This is a genomic window from Pseudomonas sp. G2-4 (assembly GCF_030064125.1).
GTDB lineage: Bacteria > Pseudomonadota > Gammaproteobacteria > Pseudomonadales > Pseudomonadaceae > Aquipseudomonas.
In genome coordinates, this window is the sequence record NZ_CP125957.1 from 6,610,172 (window position 1) to 6,635,629 (window position 25,458).

At 61.0% G+C, this 25,458-nt stretch carries 22 protein-coding genes; 9 read left to right on the forward strand and 13 right to left on the reverse strand.

What is annotated here, in order from left to right:
- Nucleotide 1: 1 nt before the first annotated feature.
- Both QNH97_RS29140 and algB read right to left on the reverse strand, forming a co-directional pair.
- Entirely contained in the window at nt 2-1,792 is a 1,791-nt protein-coding gene (locus tag QNH97_RS29140) for an ATP-binding protein (protein WP_283554997.1), read from the reverse strand.
- A 10-nt stretch (nt 1,793-1,802) separates the two neighbouring features.
- Nucleotides 1,803-3,149 (reverse strand): sigma-54-dependent response regulator transcription factor AlgB, encoded by a 1,347-nt coding sequence (gene algB / locus QNH97_RS29145; RefSeq protein ID WP_283554998.1) that lies wholly within the window; start codon nt 3,147-3,149, stop codon nt 1,803-1,805.
- 433 nt (nt 3,150-3,582) lie between these two features.
- On the opposite strand from algB, the gene QNH97_RS29150 reads away from it, so the two are divergent.
- The 5 genes from QNH97_RS29150 (at nt 3,583) to QNH97_RS29170 (ending at nt 8,051) form a co-directional block, all read left to right on the forward strand.
- Nucleotides 3,583-3,870 (forward strand): hypothetical protein, encoded by a 288-nt coding sequence (locus QNH97_RS29150; RefSeq protein WP_283557574.1) that lies wholly within the window; start codon nt 3,583-3,585, stop codon nt 3,868-3,870.
- Nucleotides 3,871-3,950: 80 nt separating this feature from the next.
- On the forward strand, nt 3,951-4,115 hold the full coding sequence (locus QNH97_RS29155; protein WP_003177151.1) for a DUF1328 domain-containing protein: 165 nt from the start codon (nt 3,951-3,953) through the stop codon (nt 4,113-4,115).
- A gap of 2 nt (nt 4,116-4,117) precedes the next feature.
- The gene (locus tag QNH97_RS29160; protein WP_283554999.1) at nt 4,118-4,582 is read left to right on the forward strand and encodes an inhibitor of vertebrate lysozyme family protein; all 465 of its coding nucleotides are present in this window, start codon (nt 4,118-4,120) and stop codon (nt 4,580-4,582) included.
- Between the two features lie 703 nt (nt 4,583-5,285).
- A complete protein-coding gene (gltP, locus tag QNH97_RS29165; protein WP_283555000.1) occupies nt 5,286-6,617 on the forward strand; it encodes a glutamate/aspartate:proton symporter GltP in 1,332 nt (443 codons plus the stop codon).
- Nucleotides 6,618-6,821: 204 nt separating this feature from the next.
- On the forward strand, nt 6,822-8,051 hold the full coding sequence (locus tag QNH97_RS29170) for a spore maturation protein (RefSeq protein ID WP_283555001.1): 1,230 nt from the start codon (nt 6,822-6,824) through the stop codon (nt 8,049-8,051).
- A 13-nt stretch (nt 8,052-8,064) separates the two neighbouring features.
- Here the strand turns inward: QNH97_RS29170 and QNH97_RS29175 are convergent, their stop codons facing one another.
- The 10 genes from QNH97_RS29175 to QNH97_RS29220 all read right to left on the reverse strand — a co-directional run bounded on the left by QNH97_RS29175 (nt 8,065) and on the right by QNH97_RS29220 (nt 19,269).
- Complete coding sequence (locus QNH97_RS29175; protein ID WP_283555002.1) at nt 8,065-8,700, reverse strand: ABC-type transport auxiliary lipoprotein family protein; 636 nt, start codon at nt 8,698-8,700, stop codon at nt 8,065-8,067.
- Nucleotides 8,697-9,635 carry an MlaD family protein gene (locus QNH97_RS29180; RefSeq protein WP_283555003.1) on the reverse strand — a complete coding sequence of 313 codons (939 nt, stop codon included), beginning with the start codon at nt 9,633-9,635 and terminating at the stop codon, nt 8,697-8,699. Before QNH97_RS29180 ends, QNH97_RS29175 begins: the two co-directional genes overlap by 4 nt.
- 1 nt (nt 9,636) lies before the next feature.
- Nucleotides 9,637-10,440: an ABC transporter ATP-binding protein gene (locus QNH97_RS29185; RefSeq protein ID WP_283555004.1), complete on the reverse strand. Its 804-nt coding sequence runs from the start codon at nt 10,438-10,440 to the stop codon at nt 9,637-9,639.
- Nucleotides 10,437-11,585 (reverse strand): MlaE family ABC transporter permease, encoded by a 1,149-nt coding sequence (locus tag QNH97_RS29190; protein WP_283555005.1) that lies wholly within the window; start codon nt 11,583-11,585, stop codon nt 10,437-10,439. Before QNH97_RS29190 ends, QNH97_RS29185 begins: the two co-directional genes overlap by 4 nt.
- Nucleotides 11,586-11,637: 52 nt before the next feature.
- Nucleotides 11,638-12,663, reverse strand: a complete 1,026-nt coding sequence (locus QNH97_RS29195; protein WP_283555006.1) for a DUF5924 family protein — start codon at nt 12,661-12,663, stop codon at nt 11,638-11,640.
- A 227-nt stretch (nt 12,664-12,890) separates the two neighbouring features.
- The gene (locus QNH97_RS29200; protein WP_283555007.1) at nt 12,891-14,267 is read right to left on the reverse strand and encodes a M16 family metallopeptidase; all 1,377 of its coding nucleotides are present in this window, start codon (nt 14,265-14,267) and stop codon (nt 12,891-12,893) included.
- A gap of 168 nt (nt 14,268-14,435) precedes the next feature.
- The gene (locus tag QNH97_RS29205) at nt 14,436-16,094 is read right to left on the reverse strand and encodes a Na/Pi cotransporter family protein (protein WP_283555008.1); all 1,659 of its coding nucleotides are present in this window, start codon (nt 16,092-16,094) and stop codon (nt 14,436-14,438) included.
- Between the two features lie 310 nt (nt 16,095-16,404).
- Nucleotides 16,405-17,172, reverse strand: coding sequence for a TerC family protein (locus QNH97_RS29210; RefSeq protein ID WP_283555009.1), 768 nt, complete (start codon nt 17,170-17,172; stop codon nt 16,405-16,407).
- A gap of 77 nt (nt 17,173-17,249) precedes the next feature.
- On the reverse strand, nt 17,250-18,557 hold the full coding sequence (locus QNH97_RS29215; RefSeq protein WP_283555010.1) for a CitMHS family transporter: 1,308 nt from the start codon (nt 18,555-18,557) through the stop codon (nt 17,250-17,252).
- Nucleotides 18,558-18,930: 373 nt separating this feature from the next.
- Nucleotides 18,931-19,269 carry a DOPA 4,5-dioxygenase family protein gene (locus tag QNH97_RS29220; RefSeq protein WP_283555011.1) on the reverse strand — a complete coding sequence of 113 codons (339 nt, stop codon included), beginning with the start codon at nt 19,267-19,269 and terminating at the stop codon, nt 18,931-18,933.
- A gap of 85 nt (nt 19,270-19,354) precedes the next feature.
- Between QNH97_RS29220 and QNH97_RS29225 the strand changes: the two genes are divergently transcribed.
- Nucleotides 19,355-20,014, forward strand: coding sequence for an NAD(P)-dependent oxidoreductase (locus QNH97_RS29225; RefSeq protein ID WP_283555012.1), 660 nt, complete (start codon nt 19,355-19,357; stop codon nt 20,012-20,014).
- Between the two features lie 84 nt (nt 20,015-20,098).
- Here QNH97_RS29225 and QNH97_RS29230 read toward each other — a convergent pair whose 3' ends face one another.
- Nucleotides 20,099-21,049 (reverse strand): choline sulfate utilization transcriptional regulator, encoded by a 951-nt coding sequence (locus QNH97_RS29230; protein ID WP_283555013.1) that lies wholly within the window; start codon nt 21,047-21,049, stop codon nt 20,099-20,101.
- Nucleotides 21,050-21,163: 114 nt separating this feature from the next.
- On the opposite strand from QNH97_RS29230, the gene betC reads away from it, so the two are divergent.
- The 3 genes from betC to QNH97_RS29245 all read left to right on the forward strand — a co-directional run bounded on the left by betC (nt 21,164) and on the right by QNH97_RS29245 (nt 25,378).
- Nucleotides 21,164-22,678, forward strand: coding sequence for a choline-sulfatase (gene betC, locus QNH97_RS29235; protein ID WP_283555014.1), 1,515 nt, complete (start codon nt 21,164-21,166; stop codon nt 22,676-22,678).
- Between the two features lie 15 nt (nt 22,679-22,693).
- Complete coding sequence (choX, locus tag QNH97_RS29240; protein ID WP_283555015.1) at nt 22,694-23,614, forward strand: choline ABC transporter substrate-binding protein; 921 nt, start codon at nt 22,694-22,696, stop codon at nt 23,612-23,614.
- Nucleotides 23,615-23,809: 195 nt separating this feature from the next.
- Nucleotides 23,810-25,378, forward strand: coding sequence for a SulP family inorganic anion transporter (locus QNH97_RS29245; protein WP_283555016.1), 1,569 nt, complete (start codon nt 23,810-23,812; stop codon nt 25,376-25,378).
- The last annotated feature ends 80 nt before the right edge of the window (nt 25,379-25,458 follow it).

Consider the following 25,458-nt stretch of genomic DNA (forward strand, 5'->3'; position numbering starts at 1 on the left):
CTCAGACCGCCAATGCCATGTAGAACTGCGTGCCCTGCCCCGGCCTTGAATAAACCCCCATGCGTCCGCCATGGAGCTGGACGATCTCCTTGCACAACGCCAGGCCCAGGCCTGCGCCACCCTTCTTGCGTCCGACCTGGACGAAGGGTTCGAAGATTCTTCCCTGCTGGCCGTAGGCAATGCCTTCACCGTTGTCTTCGACGCTGATGATCACCCGTTCGCCGTGGCGCCGGGCCTGTAGCCGGATCTGGCCGTCATCGCCGGTGTGACGCAGGGCATTGTCGATCAAGTTGTCCAGCACCCGGTCCAGCTGCGCAGCGTCGGCATGCAGGCGGGGCAGCGGGCCCTGGATCGCCACGAGCAATTCGACCCCCTTGGCCTCGGCTTGCGCGGCGAACCGCAACCGGGCCGCTTCGAGTAAATCGTCGATGGAGCAAGGTGCCAAGGTCAGCTTTTGCAAGCCGTTCTGATAACGAGAGAAGTTCAGCAGGTCATTGATCAGCTGCATCAGCCGCTGCATTTCTTCATTGACGGTGTTGAGCAGGTCAGCTTCGCGGGACTCTTCAGGGAAATGCACGCGCTCCTGCAACAGGCCGAACGCCATGTGCATGCCAGTGACGGGGGTGCGCAGTTCGTGGGACGCACGCAACACGAATTCACTGCGGACCCGTTCGAAAGCACGCTGTTCGGTGACATCGTGCAGCACCATCACCGCGCCGAGGATATGGCCCTGGGTGTGACTGACGGGTGTGAGACTGTAGGTCAGTACCCGCGACTCGCCGTCCACCTCGATGCTCAGGTCGTCCGGCGCCCGGTCCTGGGTTCCGCCGCGCAGTACCAGTTGTAACTCTTCATCCAGCTCCAGGCGTCCCAGCGCCTCGCCCAGTCCCCGGCCCAGGCGTTCCTCATTCCAGCCCAATTGTCGCTGGGCTACTGGGTTGAGATGCTCCAGGCGGCCTTGGCGGTCGATCATCAGCAAGCCGTCGTCGATACTGTCGAGCACGGCTTGCAAGCGTTGCTGGCCGGCGAGCAGTTCATCGACATTGGTGGCCTGATGCTCGCGCAAGGCCTGGGCCATGATGCCGAAACGACGTGTCAGAAGATTCAACTCGGAGGCGGAGGAAACCGGCAACGTCACTTCGAAATTGCCCTGGCCGATGTCATCCGCCGCAGCGGCCAGCGCCTCGATCGGCGCCCCGTAACGCCGGGCGATGCCGTGGGCCGTGACGAAACCAATGATCAACACCGCCAGTCCCACCAACCCTAGCAGCCCGGAAATCAACAGTGCGCGGTCACGGGCACGGTCCTGGGTTTCACTGATATTGTTCAAGGCGACGCGATACCCCTCGACCAGGCCATTGCGCAGCGCGTTGAATTTTGTGGTCAGTTCCTGCAGGTTTTCCCGCTGGGCCGGTTGTTGGCGAGTCGCTGTGAAGGCCTCGATAAAGGCGGTGTAGTCGTCTTTCGCCTTGCTGAAGGTGTTCGTCGGATGCTCCTGGCCACGTTCATGAGCGATGCCCTCCTCCAGCAACTCGACATAATGCCGCTTGGAGACCTCCAGCGCAGCCAGGTCAGGATCATCGTTGAGTATTACCATCAACTGATCGCCCAGCGTCTGGCGCAGCTTGAGCCCCAGGTCCAGCAGGATGAAGTTGTCGCGTACCGCTTGTTCCTGGGTGTTGGCCATTTGCATCACGCTGACCAAGCCAAGCACCAGCCCTAGCAATGCCACGGTAATCAGGGCCGAGATGCTGAGAAACAGCCGCGTGCGCAGCTTCATCGCCAGTTTCATAAGGGATTGCTCACAGGTTGTACTGCTTGCGTTTGCGATAGAGCGTGGACGCATCGATACCCAGGGTCTTGGCCGCCTGGTCGAGGGTGTCGGCGGTGGCCAGCACCGCCCCGATGTGGGCCTTTTCCAATTCGTCGAGGCTCAGCGCGGCACCGATTCGCGGCGCATTGTTGACCGGTTGCTCGGCCATGCCCAAGTGACTGATTTCGACTTTTTCCTGAGGACAGATAATGCTGGCCCGCTCGACCACGTTACGCAGTTCGCGGATATTGCCCGGCCAGCGATAACCTAGCAGCGCTTCTCGAGCCTCGTCGCTGAAACCCCGGGCCGGGCGCGCGTACTCCTTGACGAAGCGCGCCAGGAAGCGATCGGCCAGGGTCAGGATGTCTTCGGTGCGCTCGCGCAACGGCGGCAGGTGCAGGGTGATGACGTTCAGGCGATACAGCAGGTCTTCGCGAAAACGCCCATCGCGCACCATGTCTTCCAGGTTGAGGTTGGTGGCGGCGAGAATCCGCACATCGGCGCGGCGTGTCACCGGATCCCCGACCCGTTCGTATTCCTTGTCCTGAATGAATCGCAGCAATTTGGGTTGCAACGGCAGGGGAAAGTCGCCGATCTCGTCGAGAAACAGCGTGCCGCCGTCAGCCTGGTTGACGCGACCCAATGTGCTCTCACTGGCGCCGGTGAACGCGCCGCGGCTGTGACCGAACAATTCGCTTTCCATCAGTTCAGTGGTCAGCGACGGGCAATTGATGGTGACGCAGGACTTCTTCGCACGCTTGCTCCAGCCGTGGATCGCCCGGGCCAACTCGCCCTTACCCGTGCCGGATTCGCCGAGAATCAGGATGTTGGCATCGGTGCTGGCGACCTGGCGAGCGGTTTCAAGCACGACTTTCATCGCCGGGCTGTGGGAGTCGAGGCCGTCCTTGGGTTTGCGCACTTCCCCTTCGAGGGCTTCGAGCCTGGCCGATAACTGGCGCACTTCAAGTTGCTTGGCGGTCGCCAGGCGCAGTTGATCCGGGCTGCAAGGCTTGACCAGATAATCGGCGGCGCCGGCCTGGATCGCATCGACAGCGGTGTCGACCGCCGAGTGGGCGGTAACGATCACCACCCGCATCCACGGCGCCTGGACACGCATTTGCGCCAGGACATCGAGACCGTTGTCCTCACCCAGGCGCAGGTCGAGAAAACACAAGTCGAACACCTGACGCTGAAGCAGGGTGTCGGCCTGGGCGGCGCTGTTGGCGGTGGCGACGGTATAGCCTTCGTCTTCCAGGCAGTAACGAAACGTACGCAGGATGGCGGACTCATCGTCTACCAGCAGAATGCGGCCTTGATGCTCGGTGGCGGATTCCATTTTCCTACGCTCCTTAATGAATGATGTTGGTTAGTGTCAGAAAAATCGGGCAAGTTGCATGGTCATTTCTGAGGGGATATTACTCACCGCGAACGACCCTGTGGACGTCTGACGCCTAAAAGATTGATTTGAGTCCATTTTTTTATCGTTAATGCGCTCCGGGCGGTTCGGCTTGCTGGTTCCGACAGCTGTTTCTGATGGGCAATTCAAAAAGAATCCAATCCCCCTTTTCCTTCGTTCGTGCAATACGCACGACTCCTTCCCGCGCCATCGTGCAGGATGCGCCCTCCGCGTTTTACGCATCAGTTATAAGTTATTGTTTTTATTGATGTTTTATTTGCCAAAAAACTGGCATGCCGACTGCAATGATCTGAGTAACGTGGCGCTAAGGCGCTTCAACCAGATCACCACTCGGGTGGGGAGGAATTCCAGGATGAATCGTCAAAGTGCCGCCCAATTTCGAATCACTTCCCTGCACGTCCAGCAGGTTTTGTGGGCTGCCGTAGCGCTGCTGGTCACGCTTGTGGCAGGCCAGCAATTGCTTCTCTGGCATCAGAGCCAACAGCCCGAGGCGCCACTGGTGTCGATTCAGCGTGCTCCTCAAACCCATTTCAGCTCCGTCAGCAGCGTCGCGGACATTTCCGCTTCCATGCGAATGATGGATGTCGATCAGGTACAGCCTGTCACCGACATGCCCCGTCAGGAGCGCTGGGTGTTTTAACTTGATGGACCGGTCGTCTACCGCACTGGAACCATCGCCGCCAGACCCTAACTAAATAGAAAAGCGTAAGGAGAATCACCATGTTGAGCTGGGCAATTACTTTCCTGATCATTGCCATCATCGCCGCCGTACTGGGCTTCGGTGGTATCGCAGGCACCGCCACGGGCATCGCCAAGATTCTCTTTGTCGTGTTCCTGGTGATGTTCATCGCTTCCTTCTTCTTTGGCCGTCGCGGCCGAGGCTGACCATGAAGGCTTCAATTAAAGGACTGGCCGCCGCCCTGTTGTTGGGCGGCAGTGCCACGGCAATGGCTGCCAATGATGGACAGATGCGGGTCAATCAGTTGCTTGAAGCAGACCCGCAGTATCGTCAAACCTGGCAGCAGATCGTCAAAAAGGAAGAACGCCTGCCGGAGTGGGTGATGAACCTGTCGGGCGATTCGGAACAGATGAATGCTGTCGAGGAAGATGGCGACAAGTATCTGGTCGGCCCGTTGTGCGAAACCCAGGCGACGTGCCGCAGCAAACGCCTGATCGTGGCGTTCAGTTTTGATAAGGACGAGGCCTACGCCATGTTGGTGGAAGTCCCTGCCGGATTGCCAGCCGACAAGTCGCCGACCCGTCACGCCGACTACCGTTTCCTCGGTAAACCCGATGACGGTATGCAGAAACTGTTAATGGAACAACTCAAGAAAGATCCCAACTGGTATTGAGTTTTGAAAACGAGAAAAGCAGCCCTGCTTTTCTCTTCTGCACGGCCCGAGGAGGGCCGCTGCATGACCAGGGGGCCGGGACGCTTTGACTGTTAGGGTCGGAGTGACCTACGGGCACAAGGGGTGCCTGCGAAAGGGCCGGGTCAGGTAAAAGCTGCGACGCAGGTTCGCGAAGTCGTGATGACTTGGCGAACTTGCGTAGGGCTTGTGCTTCGAAAGGCTCGCGCCAGAGCGGCCTGTTGAAGGAAGCCACAAGCAGGCCCACACTGCGACATATTGACTCCTGCACTTAACTTATTCCCCCTTGGCTGACCGTATATCGGACAATACCCACGCGAGTCACCTGCGCAGGTGCGTTTCGGATCGCCACCCTTTTCTCGGTTCTCCGCGTTTATGACTGAAAGCCCGGCTACGCTGAAACGGCCGTTTCACGGCACTTATGCCAGCTGAAATGTCCTATTCGAACGGCCTGGGACGTGCGTTCCGTTTGCAAAATCTCATGCCGATTCGGCATAGGGTAGGCGGTTACGGCATTAGACGATCCTCCCTTGCATCGCAATAGTTGCGCCTTTTTTCGCCTGGCAGTAAGCCGCAAGCGCGTGCTCAAGGTGACCTTATATGGGGGCAAAGGTACGAACTCGGAGCGTCGTCGGCGTTTCGGTACGTGCCTCTGCCCGAGTCCAACTGAAGTAAGGGTAATGATATGAAGAAGGCAAGACTAAGCCTCGCTTGGCAGATCCTCATCGGTCTGGTGCTCGGGATTGCATTGGGCGCGCTGCTCAACCATTTCAGTGCCGAGAAGGCCTGGTGGATCAGCAATGTGCTGCAACCGGCAGGCGATATCTTTATCCGTCTGATCAAGATGATCGTGATCCCGATCGTGATTTCCTCGCTGATCGTCGGCATCGCCGGGGTCGGTGACGCCAAGAAACTCGGGCGTATCGGTCTGAAGACCATTCTTTACTTCGAAATCGTCACCACCATTGCCATCGTCGTCGGCCTGTTGCTGGCCAACTTCTTCCAGCCAGGCAGCGGCATCGACATGAGCACCCTGGGGACTGTGGATATTTCCAAGTACCAGGCCACGGCGGCAGAAGTCCAACACGAGCATGCCTTCGTCCAGACCATTCTCAACCTGATCCCGTCGAACATCTTCGCAGCGGTTGCCCGTGGCGAGATGCTGCCGATCATTTTCTTCTCCGTGCTGTTCGGCCTGGGTCTGTCCAGCCTGCAATCGGACCTGCGCGAACCGCTGGTGAAAATGTTCCAGGGCGTGTCGGAGAGCATGTTCAAAGTTACCCACATGATCATGATGTACGCCCCGATTGGCGTGTTCGCACTGATTGCGGTGACGGTCGCCAACTTCGGTTTCGCGTCCCTGCTGCCGCTGGCGAAGCTGGTGATCCTGGTTTACGTTGCCATCGCCTTCTTCGCCTTCGTGGTGCTGGGCCTGATCGCGCGCCTGTTCGGCTTCTCGGTGCTCAAGCTGATGCGCATCTTCAAAGATGAGCTGGTGCTGGCCTACTCCACCGCCAGTTCCGAAACCGTGCTGCCGCGGGTGATCGAGAAGATGGAAGCCTATGGCGCACCGAAGGCCATCTGCAGCTTCGTGGTGCCCACCGGGTATTCGTTCAACCTCGACGGTTCGACCCTGTACCAGAGCATCGCGGCGATCTTCATCGCCCAGCTGTATGGCATCGACCTGTCCATCAGCCAGCAATTGCTTCTGGTGCTGACCTTGATGGTGACCTCCAAAGGCATCGCCGGCGTGCCGGGCGTGTCCTTCGTGGTGTTGCTGGCCACCCTGGGCAGCGTGGGTATTCCGCTGGAAGGCCTGGCCTTCATCGCCGGTGTCGACCGCATCATGGACATGGCCCGCACCGCGCTGAACGTCATCGGCAATGCCTTGGCCGTGCTGGTCATCTCCCGTTGGGAAGGCATGTACGACGATGCCAAGGGCCAGCGCTACTGGAACTCCCTGCCGCACTGGCGCAGCAAAGAGCCGCTGCCGGTGGGGGAAGTTTCCAGCCATTGATGCGCCTATCCCCTGTGGGAGCGAGCTTGCTCGCGATTGCGATGTGTCAGCCAACATCAATACTGACTGAGCCGACGCCATCGCGAGCAAGCTCGCTCCCACAGGGGGGGCTGCGCAGTGACTAGCAAACCCCGGAGAAATCCGGGGTTTGTCGTTTCTGCCAGCCCCGCTATCATTCGCCGCATCTTCCGGGGGATTTAACCGATGCTCAATGGCCTGTGGCTTGGCTTCTTTATCGTGGCAGCCGTGTCGGCGCTGGCGCAGTGGTTGATCGGTGGCAACGCCGGCATCTTCGCCGCCATGGTGGAAAGCATCTTCGCCATGGCCAAGCTGTCGGTAGAGGTGATGATCCTGTTGTTTGGGACCTTGACCCTTTGGCTGGGATTCCTGCGGATCGCCGAAAAAGCCGGCATCGTCGACTGGCTGGCCAAGGCCCTCGGCCCGCTGTTCTTACGCTTGATGCCAGAAGTACCGGCCGGCCATCCGGCCATCGGCCTGATCACCCTCAACTTTGCCGCCAACGGCCTGGGGCTGGACAACGCGGCCACCCCTATCGGGCTGAAAGCCATGCGCGCCTTGCAGGACCTCAACCCCAGCCCGACTATCGCCAGCAATGCGCAGATCCTGTTCCTGGTGCTCAACGCTTCATCGCTGACGCTGCTGCCAGTGACGATCTTCATGTACCGCGCCCAACAGGGTGCGCCGGACCCCACACTGGTGTTCCTGCCGATCCTGCTCGCCACCAGCGCCTCGACCTTGATGGGGCTGCTGTCGGTAGCGTTCATGCAACGCCTGCGGCTGTGGGACCCCGTGGTGCTGGCCTATCTGATTCCGGGGGCGTTGGTGCTGGGCGGCTTCATGGCGCTGCTGGCAACGCTCTCGGCCACGGCGCTGGCGGGGCTGTCGTCGATCCTGGGCAACCTGACCCTGTTCGGCTTGATCATGATGTTTCTGGTGGTGGGGGCCCTGCGCAAGGTCAAGGTGTATGAAGCCTTCATCGAGGGCGCCAAAGAGGGTTTCGACGTCGCCAAGACGTTGCTGCCGTACCTGGTGGCGATGCTCTGCGCTGTTGGCGTGCTGCGCGCCTCGGGGGCGCTGGATTTCGGCCTCGACGGCATTCGGCACCTGGTGCAATGGGCCGGCTGGGACACGCGTTTCGTCGATGCTCTGCCGACCGCCATGGTCAAGCCGTTCTCCGGCAGCGCAGCGCGGGCGATGCTGATCGAGACCATGAAGACCTCCGGCGTGGACAGCTTCCCGGCGCTGGTGGCAGCGACCATCCAGGGCAGCACCGAAACCACCTTCTACGTGCTGGCGGTGTACTTCGGTGCCGTGGGCATCCAGCGAGCGCGGCATGCGGTGGGTTGCGCGCTGCTGGCCGAATTTAGCGGGGTCGTGGCGGCGATCGGGGTTTGCTACTGGTTCTTTGGCTGAGCGCTCACGCGTTTTAGTGAAGCGAGGGCGTTGCGAGACGCTGGCCCTGTTCCACCGTCCAGTTCACCACATCGGCCGTCAGCCGATCACTGGCCCGGCCAAAACCGTCCACCACCGCCGGCACTTTCACGTCGGTCAGCGGCTGGCGTACTTCAAAGCGGCGACTGGCCAGGATGCGTTGGTCGAAACCGCGTACCAGCAGCGCATCCAGGCGGATCACCACGCTGGCCGCGGTACCTTGGTATTCGGTCTGGAAAGCCTGCAATTGGCCGCCCAGCTCCAGATCAGCCTGCAAGTTGCTGTCGGCGACACTCAACAACCCGACCCGTCCATCCTGGGCGAAGCCATCGAGCAAACGGTTACGCAACAACACCGGTGCCGGATCGCTCCAGCGCGAGCCGGCGTAGCTGCTGAGCAGGTTGCCGTGGGGAATGACCGCGATGTTCGGGCTGTTGAGCACTTCGCTGGCCTGCGGGTTGGCCAGGCGCAGCGACCAGTTCAACGGCGTACCCGCAGATGCCGGGGTCGGGGTGACCGGCAAGCGATACACATCCGAAGGTTCAGCCTTGGGCAAGATCGAGCAACCGCCAACCAGAAGCAATCCGGCCAGCAAGAGAATAGGGCGGATGAACGGTTTCAACGACTTCATGGCGTGAACTCCTTGTTCTTGTCATTGCCCAGCAAATAGCCGCTGGGGTTGGCATCCAGGCGCCGGGAGATGCCCCGCAGTGCGCTCAGGGTCTCGCGCAGCTCACGCACGGCGGGCGCCAGGGCATTGAGGCCCTGCATGCCGTTATTCAGCGAGTCGCGGTTGTCGTTCAGCAGTTTGTCCAGGGTCGCCGTGGTGTGCGCCAGAGACTGCATGGCCTGGCCGGCGCTGCCGAATGCCTGTTTGCCCTGGTCGTTGAGCAAGCCATTGGCATTGCGCATCAACGCCGTGGTCTGCTCCAGCGTGGCACTGGCCTGTTTGCCGATGGACGCCAGTTGTTGCATGGCCTGGCGAATGTCACCGCGCTGCTCGGCGATGACCCCAGTGGTTTGCTCCAGATGCTCGAGGGTTTTGCCCAGGCGCTGGACGTTGTCCGCGGAGAACACTTCATTGGCGTTATGCAGCAGCTGGTTGATGCTGGTCATCACGTCATCGCTGTTGTTCAGCAGGCGAGCGATAGGCGAGGGCGCGGCGACAATCACCGGCGGCTCACCGTCGTGCCCCGCAAGTGGCGGGCTCTGGGGTGTACCGCCGCTGAGCTGGATAATCGAGGTGCCGGTGATGCCGGTCAGTGCCAATTTGGCCTGGGTGTCTTGCTTGATCGGTGTTTCACCGCTCAAGCGCACCCGCGCCAGCACCCGGCGCGGATCATTCGGGTCCAGGCGCAGATTCACCACGTCCCCGACCTTGATGCCGCTGTACTCCACCGAACTGCCCCTGGACAAGCCGCTGACCGCCTCGTTGAACACCACTTCGTAATACTTGAATTCGCTGTCCACGCTGGACTTGGCCAGCCACAAGCCAAATAGCAGGGCGCCGACCACCACGATCACGGTGAACAGGCCGATCAATACATGATGGGCTCGGGTTTCCATGTCAGACCTCATTCAGTTGTGTAGCGGCAGATAACGCCGCGCGACCGCGAGGGCCATGGAAGTATTCGTGAATCCAGGCATCGTCGGTTTCCGATACCTTGTCGATGACGTCGGCCACCAGCACTTTTTTCTGGGCCAGCACCGCCACCCGGTCGGTGATGGTGTAAAGCGTGTCCAGATCATGGGTGACGAGGAATACGCTCAGGCCCAGGGCATCGCGCAACGTCAGGATCAACTGATCGAACGCCGCCGCGCCGATGGGATCGAGGCCGGCGGTGGGTTCGTCGAGAAACAGGATGTCCGGGTCCAGGGCCAGCGCCCGCGCCAGGGCGGCACGCTTGACCATGCCGCCGGACAGCGAGGCCGGGTATTTGTCCGCCGCCGAGAGCGGCAGCCCGGCCAGCGCCAGCTTCACCGCCGCCAGGTGCTCGGCATCGGCTCGGCTGAGCCCGGCGTGTTCGATCAGGGGCAGGGCGACATTTTCTGTCACGGTCAGGGACGAAAACAGCGCGCCTTTCTGAAACAGCACGCCAAAGCGCCGCTCCACCTGTGAGCGTTGTGCCTGGGGCAGGCTTGGCAAGTCCTGGCCGAACACCCGCACTGAGCCTTCGCTGGGCTGACGCAAGCCGACGATGCTGCGCAACAGCACCGATTTGCCGCTACCAGAGCCGCCGACGACGGCGAGGATCTCGCCTTTGTACACGTCCAGGTCAAGGTTTTCGTGCACGCTCTGGGGGCCAAAGCGGTTGCACAGGCCACGCACCTGAATCACCGCCTCGGCGGGTGCCCTGGAAGGTCGACTCACCAGCCCATCTCCATGAAAAACAGCGCGGCCACGGCATCCAGCACAATCACCACGAAAATCGATTGCACGACGCTGGACGTAGTATGAGCCCCAACGGACTCGGCGCTGCCGCTGACCTTGAAGCCTTCCAGGCAGCCCACGGCAGCGATCAGGAAGGCAAAGATCGGCGCCTTGACCATCCCCACCACGAAATGCTGCACGCCGATGTCCGACTGCAACAGCGTCAGGAACATCGCCGGGGAAATACCCAGCGACAGGGCGCACACGACGCCGCCGCCAATGATGCCTGAGAGCATGGCGACGAAGGTCAGCATGGGCAGTACCACCAACAGCGCCAACACCCGCGGCACCACCAGCAACTCGACCGGATCGAGACCCAGGGTGCGGATCGCGTCGATTTCTTCGTTGGCCTTCATCGAGCCGATCTGCGCAGTGAACGCACTGGCGGTGCGGCCCGCGATGAGGATCGCCGTCAGCAACACGCCGAATTCCCGTAGAAACGAGAACGCTACCAAGTCCACGGTAAAGATGCTGGCGCCGAAATCCGCCAGCACCGTCGCGCCGAGGAAGGCCACCACCGCGCCCACCAGGAACGTCAGCAAGGCGACGATGGGTGCCGCGTCCAGGCCGGTTTGCTCGATGTGAACGACCATCGGCGTCATGCGCCAGCGTCGGGGGTGAAACAGGCCGCGGCCCAGGGTTTCCAGGATCAAGCCAATAAAGCCGAGTAATTGCAGGGTGTCCTGCCAGACCTTCTCCACGGCCCGTCCGATGCGGGTCAGCAACTGAGTCACGACGCTCACGGGCGGCTCTTTGACCGGTACGCAGAAGTCCGTCAGTGAACGGTAGACCGTCTGTAGCAGCGCTCGCTCGGCCGCGGGCAAGCTGCAATCAGGGTGTTCGGTGGTCTTGTCCAGCCGCTCGGAACCCAGCAGTTCCACCAACAATGAGGCGCCAGCGGTGTCGAGGGCACCCAGGCCATTGAGGTCGATCAGGGTGTTTTCATCGTACTGGCCGCGCAGCGAGTCGCTCAAACGCTTGAGTTGCGTGTAATGGACCAGCGTCCAGTCGCCGCTGACCCATAGTTGCGCCGGAGAGCGAGCCGTATCCAGTCGGGCGCTGCCAGTGCGGGGATCTGGGGTCATAAGCTCCATGCTCGTTCGGCTTGAACAGCGCTACCTAATAGCATGATCGCCATCATTTTGCTTCGGGTAGCGCGGCGTTCACGGTGAAACGCAGCACACCGATCACCTGGCCATTCTCCGTGAGCACCCGCACCTGCCATTTGCCTGTCGGGTCATCCGGGAAGTTCTGCTTGTGGGTCCAGGCGCGGTAGCCTTCCTTGCGCCCGCCATGAATGTCCAGGGCGATGCGGTCTACCTCTTTGCCGTTGAACTGCCAGACATGGTAGATCCGCTCATCGAGCCCCCTTGGCGCGTTGATGGCGGTGTAGGCATACAGGCCGCTGCTGCGGATCTGGGCGGCGCTGACTTCCTTGAGGCTGGCGCCCGGCGTGCGGTCTTGCAGTTGGGTGCTGATCGCCACCTCGGTCATCCATAGCGTGGCCGGCGGTACCCAGGAGCGCAGCACCCAGCCGGCGGCGCCAATCCCGACGGTGATACACAAAATGGCCAGGGCGTTGCGCACGGTGCGGATCGGAAAGATCGAGGCCAGGCTCGGAAACGACAGCAGCATGGCCGTGCCCAGTGCCAGCTTGAAGCTCTGGTCGGTGGTCAAGTGCAGGATGACCGGCAACGCCGTGAGCAGGGCGGCGAACAGCGTCAGTGTGTGCAATGCCAGGAATGCCCAGCGCCGGGGCGCCAGCCATTTGTAGTACAGCGGATCAATGATCGAGATCAGCGCCGCCGTCGCGAGCAGGCCGGTGAAAATCACCTGGCTGCTGTTCCAGGTGGTGGTAATGAAGAAGAACGGCAGGACGAAAAACAGGCTTTCCTGGTGAATCATCTGCGTGGCGTAACGCAGTAGCGGCTGGGGTATTTCCCGTTTGAAGATGCGCGCGAACAGCCGGGTCATGCTGTTCTCGACCATCAGCCAGAGCCAGCTCACCAGCATCATGACCGCGATCCAGGTCGCCAGGCCTTGCTGGCGGTCCACCAGCATGAAGCTGCCGAGCCCGGAGATGAAACCACCGAGCGCAATGACCCCTGGATAGCGCTTCATCAGTTCAAGGAGGCGCTGGATGTAGACCGTCAGGTTCTGCATGAGGTGGTTTCACAGTAAGTCGTAGGAAATATCTCTGACAGAATATCGCCAGGGAGGTGACATGGCGAGGATCGGGGCTCGTGTCGCGATCATCTTATGTGGCGAGGGAGCTTGCTCCCGCTCGAGTGCGCAGCACTCGCTATTTGTGATGCGCTCGAGCTTGTTGGGGCCGCTGCGCGGCCAGCGCGAGCAAGCTCGCTCGCCACAAAAGCATCACCAACATTCGATCAGGCCCGGCGACGCACTTGCCACACCACCAACCCCAGCAACAACAACCCCAACACACCGCCCAGCCCCCAAACGAGTTCGTCATCGCTGAGCAGCGGTTTCTCGATGCGCAGGTAACCCGGGTCCTTGAGCAGCTCGCGCAGGGCCAGGTTGGCCTCCTCCAGGCTCACGCCCTGCAAGCGCACGGCCGGGTTGGCGAAGCGGCCGTCTTCATAATCGCCCAAGGCGCCCCAGTAGTAATCGGCCAAGGCACTGTTACCTTGAACCGCCCAGGTCTGGTGCGCGATGGCCGCTCGTTTGATGCGCATGAAACTGTCGGGGTCCAAGCCGTCCTTGAGCAACGTACTGCGCAGCTCCTCAAGGGCTTGTTCGGCTTGCGGCAGGTCTTCGCGGGCCAGGTCCGCGTTCATGCTGAAGAAGCCGACGCCGCCGAACACTTCCCGCTCCACCCACGGCCCATAGGACAGGCTGCGGGCCAGGCGCAGCTGGCGATAGAGCGCCCAGTCCAGGTAATCCTTGAGCAAGTCGAAGGTTTCGTCGTGTTGTTGTTCCAGCACCGGCTCCGGAAATAGCCAGTGAAGCTTGGCGCCATTGCCGACCAGGCCACGGATGAGATTACGCTTGGTGACCGCGCTGTAGCGGATCTGTGGCAGCGCTTCGTGCACGCTCGGCTCCACCGGCTCGAGTTCGCCAAAGGAGCGCTCCAGATAGGCCGGCAGCAACCGGTCGAGATCGCCGACCACGATCAGCGTCATGTTGTTCGGCGCATACCAGGCCTTGCGCGCCTGCTCGATCTTGGCGAGGGTGAGGCGTTCGACCTCGGCCCGTTCCGCGCAACGCAGGCCCAATTCCACCGCCAGTTGATTGCTGGCCTTGTGGCTCAGGTCCTGCTGGTCGAGCCAGCGTTGCAGATGGGTGTAATGGCCGCCGTCTTCGCGTTCGACCACCCGTTTGGCGGCCTCCAAGGCTTTGTCATCGATGCGGGTGCGGGTCAAGAGCGCCAGCAGCAGGTCGAGGATCTTGCGTTGATTGCGTGCCGGCGCCTCGATCACGAACGTGGTGTCGGCGTTGCTCGTGAAGGCATTCCACTCGCCGCCCAACGCCTGCATGCGCTCTTCCAGGCCGCCTTCGCCGCCCTCATCGACGCCACTGAACAGCAAATGCTCAAGTAAATGCGGCAGTTCCTTGTCGGCGCAGCTGAAATCGTCCAGGCCCACGCCGACCACCAGCCGGATTGCCACGTGCCCGCGCTCACTGCCGGGCTTGAGCAATAGCTGCAAACCGTTGGGCAATGTATAGCCTTCGACCTGAAACCGATCCAGGGCCACTGCGGGCAGCGAGCCGAGCAAAAGAAAGGCGAGCAACAGACAACGCATAACGGGCTTCCTGGCGGCTAGTGAAGGTCCATGTGCCGGGCAGCCGTTATCGCAAGCCAGCGTAGTCCCACATCGAATCCATAGGTTTATGACGCGGTGGGAGCGAGCCGGCTCGCGAATGGCATTAAACCCAAGCCATTGTTACTGACTGACCAATGGGCCAGTCGTTCAAGGCGAATGGGTGATGTCGGAAATTTCATCCGCCGCCAGCGCGCCGATCTCGGAGGTTTCCAGTACTACGTAGGCGCTGCCGCAAAACAGCGAATTGAGGCGCCTCATGTCGGCGATCAGCTCCAGATGCATGGAGCTGGTCTCGAGGCTTTGCACGATTTTGCGCTGCAGTCGGCTGACGTGGGCATGGGCCATTCGCCGTTCCTGCGCACGGAAGCGCCGTTTCTCACGCAGCAACTGACGGGCGCTTTCCCGGTCGGCACTGAGAAACACTGACAGGCCCAGCCGCAGGTTGGCGATCAAATGGCTGTGCAGCCCGGCCAGTTCCTCCAGGCCCACATCGGAAAAAGAACGGCGTTGTGAGGTTTTCTGTTGCTGGACCTTGCGCAACATGCGCTCGATCAGATCGCTGGCCAGCTTCAGGTTGATCGCCAGCTCGATAATCTCCGCCCATCGGCGGCTGTCCTGTTCGCTGAGGTCCTCGCGGGGCATTTGCGCCATGTACAACTTGATGGCGCTGCACAATGCCTCGACGTCGTCACTCATGCGCCGTACTTCCTGGGTGACCGCTGTCTGCTGGCCGCGCAGCACGTCCAGCATGGCTTCGAGCATGTTTTCGATCAGGTCGCCGATGCGCAGGGTTTCCCGGGCGGCATTCGCCAGCGCCAGGCTCGGCGTGGGGAGGGCGGCGAGGTCCAGGTGCCGGGGCTTGGCCGTGCCGTTGGTGTCCGGGCGCTCCGGCAGCAGCCAGGCACAGAGCCGGGCCATCGGCGCGACGCTGGGCAGCAGCACCAGGCAGCGCACGGTGTTGTAGAGCAGGTGGAAACCGATGACCGTTTCCTGGGGACTGAAGTCCAGGCTGTCCAGCCAGCCCACCAGCGGATCGAGGACCGGAATGATCAGCAACAGGCCGATCAGCTTGTACAGCAGGCTGCCCAATGCCACCTGGCGCCCGGCGGCGTTCTGCATGCTGGTGCTGAGAAAGGCCAATATGCCGCTGCCGATGTTGGCGCCGATCACCAGGCCGATGGCTACCGGCAGGCTGATCACCGCCGCGCCAGCCAGTGTCGCGGTCAGCAGCACGGCCGCCAGGCTGGAATAGGAGATCATTGCGAACAGCGCACCCACCAGCGCATCGAGCAGGATGTCGCCGGTCAGCGAGGCGAAAATCACCTTCACGCCCTGGGCCTGGGTGATGGGCGCGGCGGCTTCGACGATCAATTGCAGGGCCAGGATGATCAGGCCCAGGCCAATGCCGACCCGGCCCAGTTGCCCGACGCGGGTCTGTTTGCGCGACAGGAAAAAAATCACCCCGAGGAAAATCAGCAACGGCGACAACCACGACAGGTCCAGGGTCAGCACCCGCGCCATCAGCGCGGTACCGACATCGGCGCCGAGCATGGTTGCCAGGGCAGGGGTCAGCGCCATCAGGCCCTGGCCGACGAACGAGGTGACGAGCATGGCCGTGGCATTGCTGCTCTGGACCATGGCGGTGACCATGATGCCGGCGACGAACGCCAACCAGCGTCGGGACATGTTCTGGCTGATGACATGGCGCAGGTTCGAGCCATAGACCCGCAGAATGCCGGTACGGACGATGTGCGTGCCCCAGATCAGCAAGGCCACGGCGGAGAGCAAATTGAGCAGGGTCAGCATGAGGAGCCCCCTGTTAGCGTCCCAAAGGGACAAATTGACAGTGCCACATCATTTTTAGGTTTGTACTTAAGCTGTAGTTGGCTAATGGTTCGAGCGCCAGCATTGCACAGCTAAAGAATCGATTGAAACAAAACTGTCATAAAAATGCGCCACAGCCCCTGTGGGAGCGAGCTTGCTCGCGATGAGGCCATAACAATCAACCTCTTCGTTGACTGTCAGGCCGCCATCGCGAGCAAGCTCGCTCCCACAGGTTTCTGCCGGCATGAAAAAAGGGGCTTTGAAAGCCCCTTCATTCAAATGCCCCACGCCATTACTGGCCCGGAATATCCTTACGCAGTTTCACCGGATCCTGCTGCTTGCGCTTGCGGGCCATGGCAGTCCGCATCTTGATGTTGAACGCTTCCACCGCCAGGGAGAACGCCATGGCGAAGTAGACGTAGCCTTTTGGTACGTGCACATCGAACGATTCGGCGATCAGCACGGTACCGACCACCAACAGGAACGACAGCGCCAGCATCTTCAGCGACGGGTGCTTGTCGATGAACTCACTGATGGTACCCGCGGCCAGCATCATCACCAGCACGGCCACGATGATTGCGGCCACCATCACCGGTACATGGGAAACCATGCCGACAGCGGTAATGACCGAGTCCAGGGAGAACACGATGTCGATGATCGCGATCTGGATGATGGTGTAGATGAAGTTGCCGCCCTTGCCCGAAGGCCCTTCTTGGGTTTCATCCTCGCCTTCCAGGGCGTGGTACATCTCCTGGGAGCTTTTCCACAACAGGAACAAGCCGCCAAAGAACAGGATCAGGTCACGACCGGAGATGCCCTGGCCGAACACTTCGAACAAGTTGTCGGTCAGGCGCATGACCCAGGTGATGGACAGCAGCAACAGGATCCGCGTGATCATGGCCAGCGCCAGGCCGAAAATCCGGGTGCGCGCCTGCATGTGCTTAGGCATGCGGCTGACCAGGATCGAGATCATGATGATGTTATCGATGCCCAGAACGATTTCCAGGGCAGTCAGGGTAAAGAAGGCAACCCAGATTTCGGGGTTGGTCAGCCATTCCATGTGAGTTCCTTTGAGCGAGTGTTAGGCCGCGCCGCGCCTTCGCGTATCTGGCAGGCGCAGCGCGGCGGGTGTTGCTTTTATAGAGTGCTGAACAGCGGAAAAATCCCCATCAGCAGCGCGGCGAACATTATGCACAGGCAAACCAGTACTGCCCACTTCAAGGTGAAGCGCTGGTGATCGCCAAACTCGATCCCGGCCAGGGCCACCAACAGATAAGTGGACGGAACCAGCGGGCTTAACAGGTGGACGGGCTGACCGACGATGGAGGCACGGGCCATTTCAACGGCGGTGATGCCGTAGTGGCTGGCCGCTTCAGCGAGAACCGGTAACACGCCGTAATAAAATGCATCGTTCGACATGAAGAACGTGAACGGCATGCTCACCAGCGCGGTAATCACCGCCAGGTACGGGCCGAGGAAATCCGGGATCACCGCCAGCAGGCTCTTGGACATGGCGTCGACCATGCCAGTACCGGACAGGATGCCGGTAAAGATACCTGCCGCGAAAATCAGCCCGACCACCGCCAACACGCTGCCGGCGTGCGCCGCAACGCGGTCTTTCTGCTGTTGCAGGCAAGGGTAGTTGACGATCATCGCGATACTGAAGGCCACCATGAACAGCACCGGCAGTGGCAACAGACCGGCGATCAGGGTGCACATCAGGCCCAGGGTCAGCGCGCCGTTGAACCAGATCAATTTCGGACGACGGGCGTCCGGGAACTGGGAAACGCTGATTTCGCTGTGGTCCATTTCATCACCGGCCAGGTGCAATTCACCCAGGCGAGCGCGCTCGCGTTTACCGTACATGTAGGAAATCGCCAGGATCGCCACCACACCGGCCAGCATCGCCGGAATCATTGGAACGAAGATGTCGGATGGATCGACGTGCAGCGCACTGGCCGCCCGGGCCGTCGGGCCGCCCCAGGGGGTCATGTTCATCACGCCACCGGCGAGAATGATCAGGCCAGCCATGATGCGTGGGCTCATGCCGATGCGGCTGTAGAGCGGCAGCATCGCGGCCACGCAGATCATGTAAGTGGTCGCGCCGTCACCATCAAGGGAAACGACGAGCGCCAGAACGGCGGTACCGACCGAAACTTTCAACGGGTCGCCCTTGACCAGCTTGAGGATCTTGCGCACGGCCGGGTCGAACAGGCCGGAGTCGATCATCAGGGCAAAGTAGAGAATGGCGAACATCAGCATCACCCCGGTCGGGGCGAGCTTGGTGATGCCTTCGAGCATCATCGGACCGATCTTCGGCGCAAAGCCACCGAACAGGGCGAACAGGATCGGGATGATGATCAGGGCGATCAGCGCGGACAGGCGCTTGGTCATGATCAGGAACATGAACGTGATGACCATGGCGAAGCCAAGGAAAGTCAGCATAGGAGGTACTCCAGGCGTGGCGCGGCGGGCAAAGGCGAACCGGACAGGTCAGCGCAGGATGCAAAGCACGGAGCGGACGGATGGAGAGGGTGCAACGGGGCGAATAGCAGCGGACATCAGAATCACCATTGTTGTTGTTAAAAGGGCCAAACGAGCGTTAAAGAACTCGCTTCTGGCCACCGGTCTTTTGCCGGTAGGTGGGGCGATCCTAATTGCGCAAGCTTTCAGTAACCTTTCGCGGCTGGCAATGACTGACGGTTGGGCCTGCCTTTGTGGCGAGGGAGCTTGCTCCCGCTCGGTTGCGCAGCGACCGCAAAATCTTGGGGCCGCTTCGCTGCCCAGCGGGAGCAAGCTCCCTCGCCACAGAGGTCAGTCAGGGACTGACTTTAAACGCCGAAAGATTTAGCGGCCGCATCGCCCCCATCCAGATCGCATGCTCGGTGTGGTCCGTCAGGTCATCGCCGGTATCCGGGTGCAGGAAAATCACCAGGCCTTTGCGATTGAGCGCCAACCACGGCAGGACCACACCGATGTACTGCGGATCGAATGCCAGCTGGCAGCTCCAATCCGGGTGCGGGCCGACCGGGCGTTGGTGGACGCGGCCCATTTTCAACGGGAACAGTTGCGCCGCTTCTTCACACAGCGCCCGCGCCTGATCGAGGGTACTGGCGTCGAAATACACGTGGGCGTGGTAGCCCTTGATCCGCTGCATCTGTCGCTCCTTGATAAAGAGGCCGAACCCTCGCCGTTTTCCGCGGGTCAGAGGCCTTACACGCGGATAAAAAGGAATAACAGCCATGAAAAATGCCGAAACCCCGGCCGTCAAAGTGGTGCTCTATGGTGCCATGAGCAGCCTTGGCAGTGCGTTGATGGCTGAAATGCTGCGGCGCCAGCATGAAGTCATTGCCATTCTCGATGATCTCACGGCCCTGGCGCCACGCCCGGGCCTGCGGACCAAGACCGGAGACCTCTATGATCCGGAGCGGGTCAAGCAAAGCGTGGCCGGCGCCAGCGCCGTGGTGTGCCTGCTCAACGCGCCGGGGTTGCCGATGAACAGCGAACAGGTCGAACGCACGCTCATTCCGGGTCCCGTGGAGCAAGTGCTGGCGGTGGATGCATTGATCGCCGGCATGGAGGCAGTGAGCATCCACCGGCTGTTTGTGGTGGGTGACTTCGCAGTGCTCGATGAGGAATCGTTGGATGATGATCTGCAACGCCATGCGGCCGAGGAAGTCCTCGATGCCTTGAAGCACAGCACCTTGCAATGGACCCTGATCAATGCCCCCTATGCCGCGCCAGGCTTGGGCATCGAGCATTTCAGCCAGGTCAGTACCAGCCTGGAGCCGGGCATGGCCGAATCCCTGGAGCGCCTTAACCGGGTGGCGGTGGGCATCGCCGACGAACTGCGCCTGAACCTGCACATCGGCGAACACGTCAGCTTCGTCGCCGCCACATAAAGGCTGTGTCACCCCCCGTGGCGAGGGAGCTTGCTCCCGCTGGGCTGCGAAGCAGCCCCAAAAAAGCCGGTTCCCGCCACCCACTCAAACCGCAATCGAAGGCAACGGCAACCCCGAGAGCGATTCAGCACTGTTGGCCTGTTCTTCCCGCAACCAATCCACAAACTGCCGGATCAACACCCCGCGCCGCTTACGCTGGGGCAAGACCACGTAATACCCCAACCGCGACAACACCGTTTCAGCAATGGGCCGACACAGCAGGCCCTGCGCCAGCAAGTTATCCACAAGGTGACGCCAGCCGATCGCCACGCCCTGGCCGCCAATCGCCGCCTGGATCAGCAAGGTGTAGTTGTCGAACCGCAGCTGTCCCGGCGCTGGCGGCGAAGTGATGCCCAGTTCCCGGAACACACCACTCCAGTCGAACCAGTTGCTGCTGTTTTCGCCACGCAGATGCAGCAGTGGAAATTCCGACAAGGCCTGGGCGGGCAAGGGCAGGGGACGCTCCTTGAGCAGCAACGGGCTGCACACCGGAAAGACTTCTTCGCTGAAAAGCCAATGACTTTCGCCTTGCTTGAAGCGTCCGTCGCCGAACAGTACGGCAACGTCGATATCCGTGCGCAGCATGTTGTGGTTGCGCTCACTGGTCACCAGGCTCACGTCCACCTGCGGGTTGGCGGCGTGAAACCGATGCAGGCGCGGCATCAGCCAGTAGGCGGCGAAGGCGAAGTCCGTGGCGACCTGCAGCACCTCATGCTGATGCTGGGCGGTGATCGCATGCAAGCCGGCGTCGATGCTCTGCAACCCGGCCTGCGCTTGCTCGAACAGAATCGTGCCGGCCTCGGTCATTTCGATGCCGCGGTAGATGCGATCGAACAACCGTGTACCCAGTTGTTCTTCCAGGCGTTTGATCTGCTGGCTGATGGCCGGTTGCGTGGTGCCCAGCTCAATCGCCGCCGCCGTAAAGCTGCGATGGCGTGCCGCTGCTTCAAAGGCACGGAACAGGTCAAGGGACAGGTCACCCAACGCTTCATACATAAGCTGTGCTTATCCTAGTCATTACCTTGCATGGGCTTTACCCCAAAAGATGCACGCTACATGCTCAATCGCAGCAATGTCGCATAACTATCCACTATGGAATGCCGCGAATACATGAAGCGCAAGAACATTCTTTTCATCATGGCCGATCAAATGGCCGCGCCAATGTTGCCGATCTACGGTCCTTCGCCGATCAAGCTGCCCAATCTGTCGCGCCTCGCCGAGCAGGGCGTGGTGTTCGACGCCGCTTATTGCAACAGCCCGCTCTGTGCGCCGTCACGCTTTACCCTGGTGAGCGGCCAATTGCCCAGCAAGATCGGCGCCTACGACAACGCCGCGGATTTCCCGGCAGACGTCCCCACTTATGCCCATTACCTGCGTCGCCTTGGCTACCGTACGGCCCTGTCCGGCAAGATGCACTTTTGCGGGCCGGACCAGTTGCACGGCTACGAAGAACGCCTGACCAGTGACATCTACCCGGCCGATTACGGCTGGTCGGTGAATTGGGACGAACCCGATGTACGGCCGAGCTGGTACCACAACATGTCTTCGGTGTTGCAGGCCGGGCCGTGCGTGCGCACCAACCAACTGGATTTTGACGAAGAAGTGGTCTTTAAGGCCCAGCAGTACCTGTTCGACCACATCCGCGAGGACGGCGACCAGCCGTTCTGCCTGACGGTCTCCATGACTCACCCACATGATCCGTACACAATTCCCAAGGCCTTTTGGGATTTGTATGACGACAACGACATCCCTTTGCCACAAACCCCGGCGCAAACTGACCTCGACCCGCATTCCCAGCGCCTGCTGAAAGTGTATGACCTGTGGGACAAGCCGCTGCCTGTGGATAAGATTCGCGATGCCCGCCGTGCGTACTTCGGCGCATGCAGCTACATCGACAGTAACGTCGGCAAACTGCTGCAGACCCTGGAAGACACCGGCTTGATGGACGACACCATCATCGTGTTCTCTGGCGATCACGGGGACATGCTCGGTGAAAAAGGCCTCTGGTACAAAATGCACTGGTTCGAAATGGCCGCGCGTGTGCCGCTGCTGATCAGCGCGCCGGGCCAGTTCGCCAGCGCCCGGGTCGGCGCGGCGGTGTCCACCGCCGACCTGTTGCCGACCCTGGTCGAACTCGCGGGCGGTACGCTGGAGCCCGGGCTGTCGCTGGATGGCCGTTCGTTGGTCCCGCATCTGCAGGGGCAGGGCGGGCATGACGAAGTCTTCGGAGAGTACATGGCCGAAGGCACCATCAGCCCTTTGATGATGATCCGCCGTGGTCCTTGGAAATTCATCTACAGCGAAGATGACCCGTGCCTGTTGTTCGATGTGCGCAACGATCCCAAGGAGCAGGAAAACCTCAGCCAATCCGTTGACCACCAGTCGCTGTTCGCCGAATTTCTCGCCGAGGCACGGGCCAAATGGGACATTCCAGCCATTCATCAACAGGTGCTCGCCAGTCAGCGACGCCGCCGTTTTGTCGCCCAGGCCCTGGCCTTGGGCAAACTCAAGAGCTGGGACCACCAGCCGCTGGTGGACGCCAGCCAGCAGTACATGCGTAACCACATCGACCTCGACGATCTGGAGCGCAAGGCCCGTTATCCACAACCCTGCCAAAACCAATAATGTAAGGGGAAGCACATGCAAAAGTTATCCACAGTACTGACCGCTGGGCTGTTGGCGTTGAGCAGTGTTTCGGCGTGGGCCGAGCAGAGCTGCGAGACCGTGAAGATGGCCGACCCGGGCTGGAGTGACATCGCCGCGACCAATGCCATCACTGGTTTCCTGTTGGATGGCATGGGCTACAAGGCCAAGGTCGACACACTTGCGGTGCCGATTACCTTCGGCGGCCTCAAGGACGGCCAGGTGGATGTGTTCCTGGGTAACTGGATGCCGGCGCAGCAGGGGTTCTATGACAAGTTCGTGGCCACTGGCGATGTCACGCAACTGGCCAAGAACCTCGACGGCACCGAATTCACCCTGGCGGTTCCGGACTATGTCTGGGATGCGGGTGTGCATAACTTTGCCGACCTGAACAAGTTTGCCGACAAGTTCGACAAGAAGATCTACGGCATCGGCTCCGGCGCCCCGGCGAACCTTTCCCTGAAAGACATCATCAAGACCAATGACTTCGGTATGGGCGACTGGAAGCTGGTGGAGTCCAGCGAACAGGCGATGCTGGCGGAAGTCTCCCGAGCCGTGAAGAAGCAGAAGTTCGTGACCTTCCTCGGTTGGACGCCGCACCCCATGAACGTGCAGCTGAAAATGCATTACCTCAAGGGCGGTGAGAAATACTTCGGCGACACCGGCAGCGTCTATACCCTGACGCGCAAGGGTTATGCACAGGCCTGCCCGAACGTTGGCAAGCTGTTGACCAACCTGAGCTTCACCCAGGAAATGGAAAACAGCATCATGGCCGAGGTGGTGAACAACAAAGTCAGCAACGCCGATGCGGCCAAGGCGTGGATCAAGGCCAACCCGGCGGTGCTGGATAAATGGCTGGACGGCGTGAAGACCCTGGATGGCAAGGATGCGTTGGCGGCGGTGAAGGCCAAGCTGTAAAGCCGATGTGCCGGTGAGCCGCTCTTGTGGCGAGGGAGCTTGCTCCCGCTGGAGGGCGAAGCCCTCCCAAAACCGATACGGTGTCGTGCCGTCTCAGGTTTTGGGGCCGCTTCGCAGCCCAGCGGGAGCAAGCTCCCTCGCCACGGGTGGTCGCTCGCCTGATACTCTTGCGCCAAACCCAGTCTTTGAGGCCCCATGGCATTCCCCACTCGCCATTCACTCTTTCCCTTCCTGAGCTGGCTGCCCCGACAGACCCGGGCCAGTGTCGGCCGCGACCTGATCGTCGGTCTGAGCGGCGCGATTCTCGCGTTGCCGCAATCCATTGCCTACGCCCTGATTGCCGGGTTGCCGCCTGAGTACGGCTTGTACGCGGCGATTGTCCCGGTGTTGATCGCCTGCCTGTGGGGTTCGTCCTGGCACCTGATCTGCGGTCCTACGGCCGCGATCTCCATCGTCCTGTACGCCAGCGTCAGTCCCCTGGCCGTGCCCGCGTCCCAGGACTACATCACCTTGATCCTGTTGCTGACGGTACTGGCGGGTATTTTCCAGTGGCTGCTGGGGCTGTTGCGTTTCGGTGCGCTGGTGAATTTCGTTTCACACTCAGTGGTGCTGGGGTTCACCCTCGGGGCGGCGGTGGTGATCGCATTGGGGCAGTTGCCGAACCTGCTGGGCCTCGATCTGCCGAATGAAGCCACCGCGTTGAAAGGTTTGCTGATGTTGCTCAGCCACCTCAGGGCTGTGGATAACCCCTCCTTGCTGCTGGGATTGGGCACGCTGGTCCTGGGCGTGGTGCTCAAACGGTTGCTGCCGCGCTGGCCGAGCCTGTTGATAACGTTGGTCATCAGCAGCCTGGTGGTCTGGTTGTGGCCGGCAATGTTCGGGCATGTGGCCTTGGTCAGCGCCTTCGCCGGGCGCCTGCCGCCCTTCACGCTGTTGCCGCTGGACCTGGAGCTGATCCTGCGCCTGCTGCCCGGCGCCGTCGCGGTGGGCATGCTCGGGCTGGTTACCAGCCTGTCCATCGCCCGTTCGTTGTCGGTACGTTCCGGGCAATTGCTCGATGCGAATCAGGAGGTGAGGGCGCAGGGGCTTTCCAACATCGTCGGAGGATTTTTCTCCGGATCGTTGTCGGCCGGTTCCTTTACCCGTTCCGGCCTCAGCTATGACGCCGGGGCCTGCTCGCCCCTGGCCGGGGTGTTCTCGGCCTTGTGGGTGGCGTTGTTCGCGGTGGCTGGCGCGAAATTGATCGCGCACATCCCGATTCCAGCCATGGCCGGCAGCATTCTGTTGATCGCCTGGGGGCTGGTGGACCATCGCGGCATCCGCGCCTTGTACCGCGTGAGCCGCGCCGAATTCGTGGTGATGGGCCTGACCTGCCTGGCCACGTTGCTGCTGGAGCTGCAAACCGCCATCTATGCCGGTGTGCTGGCTTCGCTGTTCTTTTACCTCAAGCGCACCTCACAGCCGCGAGTGCAACATTCCCACGAAGGTGAGGCCGATATCCTGCGTGTGGGCGGCTCGATCTTTTTTGGGGCCAGCCATTACCTGCAAGTACGGTTGCAGCGATTGCATGCGCAGCGGGTGGTGATCGATGCCCAGCAGATCAACTTCATTGATTACTCCGGGGTGGAAATGCTCCACCAGGAAGCCCGGCGCCTGCGCGGCCAAGGGCGTAGCCTGACGTTGCGCAAGGCCAGGCCCCATGTGGTGGATGAGTTGAAGAAGCTGGAAGGGGCGGAGCATTGCCCGATTCACTTCGAAGACTAGGGCTTAAGGCAGACATACCCTGTGGCGAGGGGATTTATCCCCGTTGGACTGCGAAGCAGTCCCAAAAAAGCGGGGCCGCT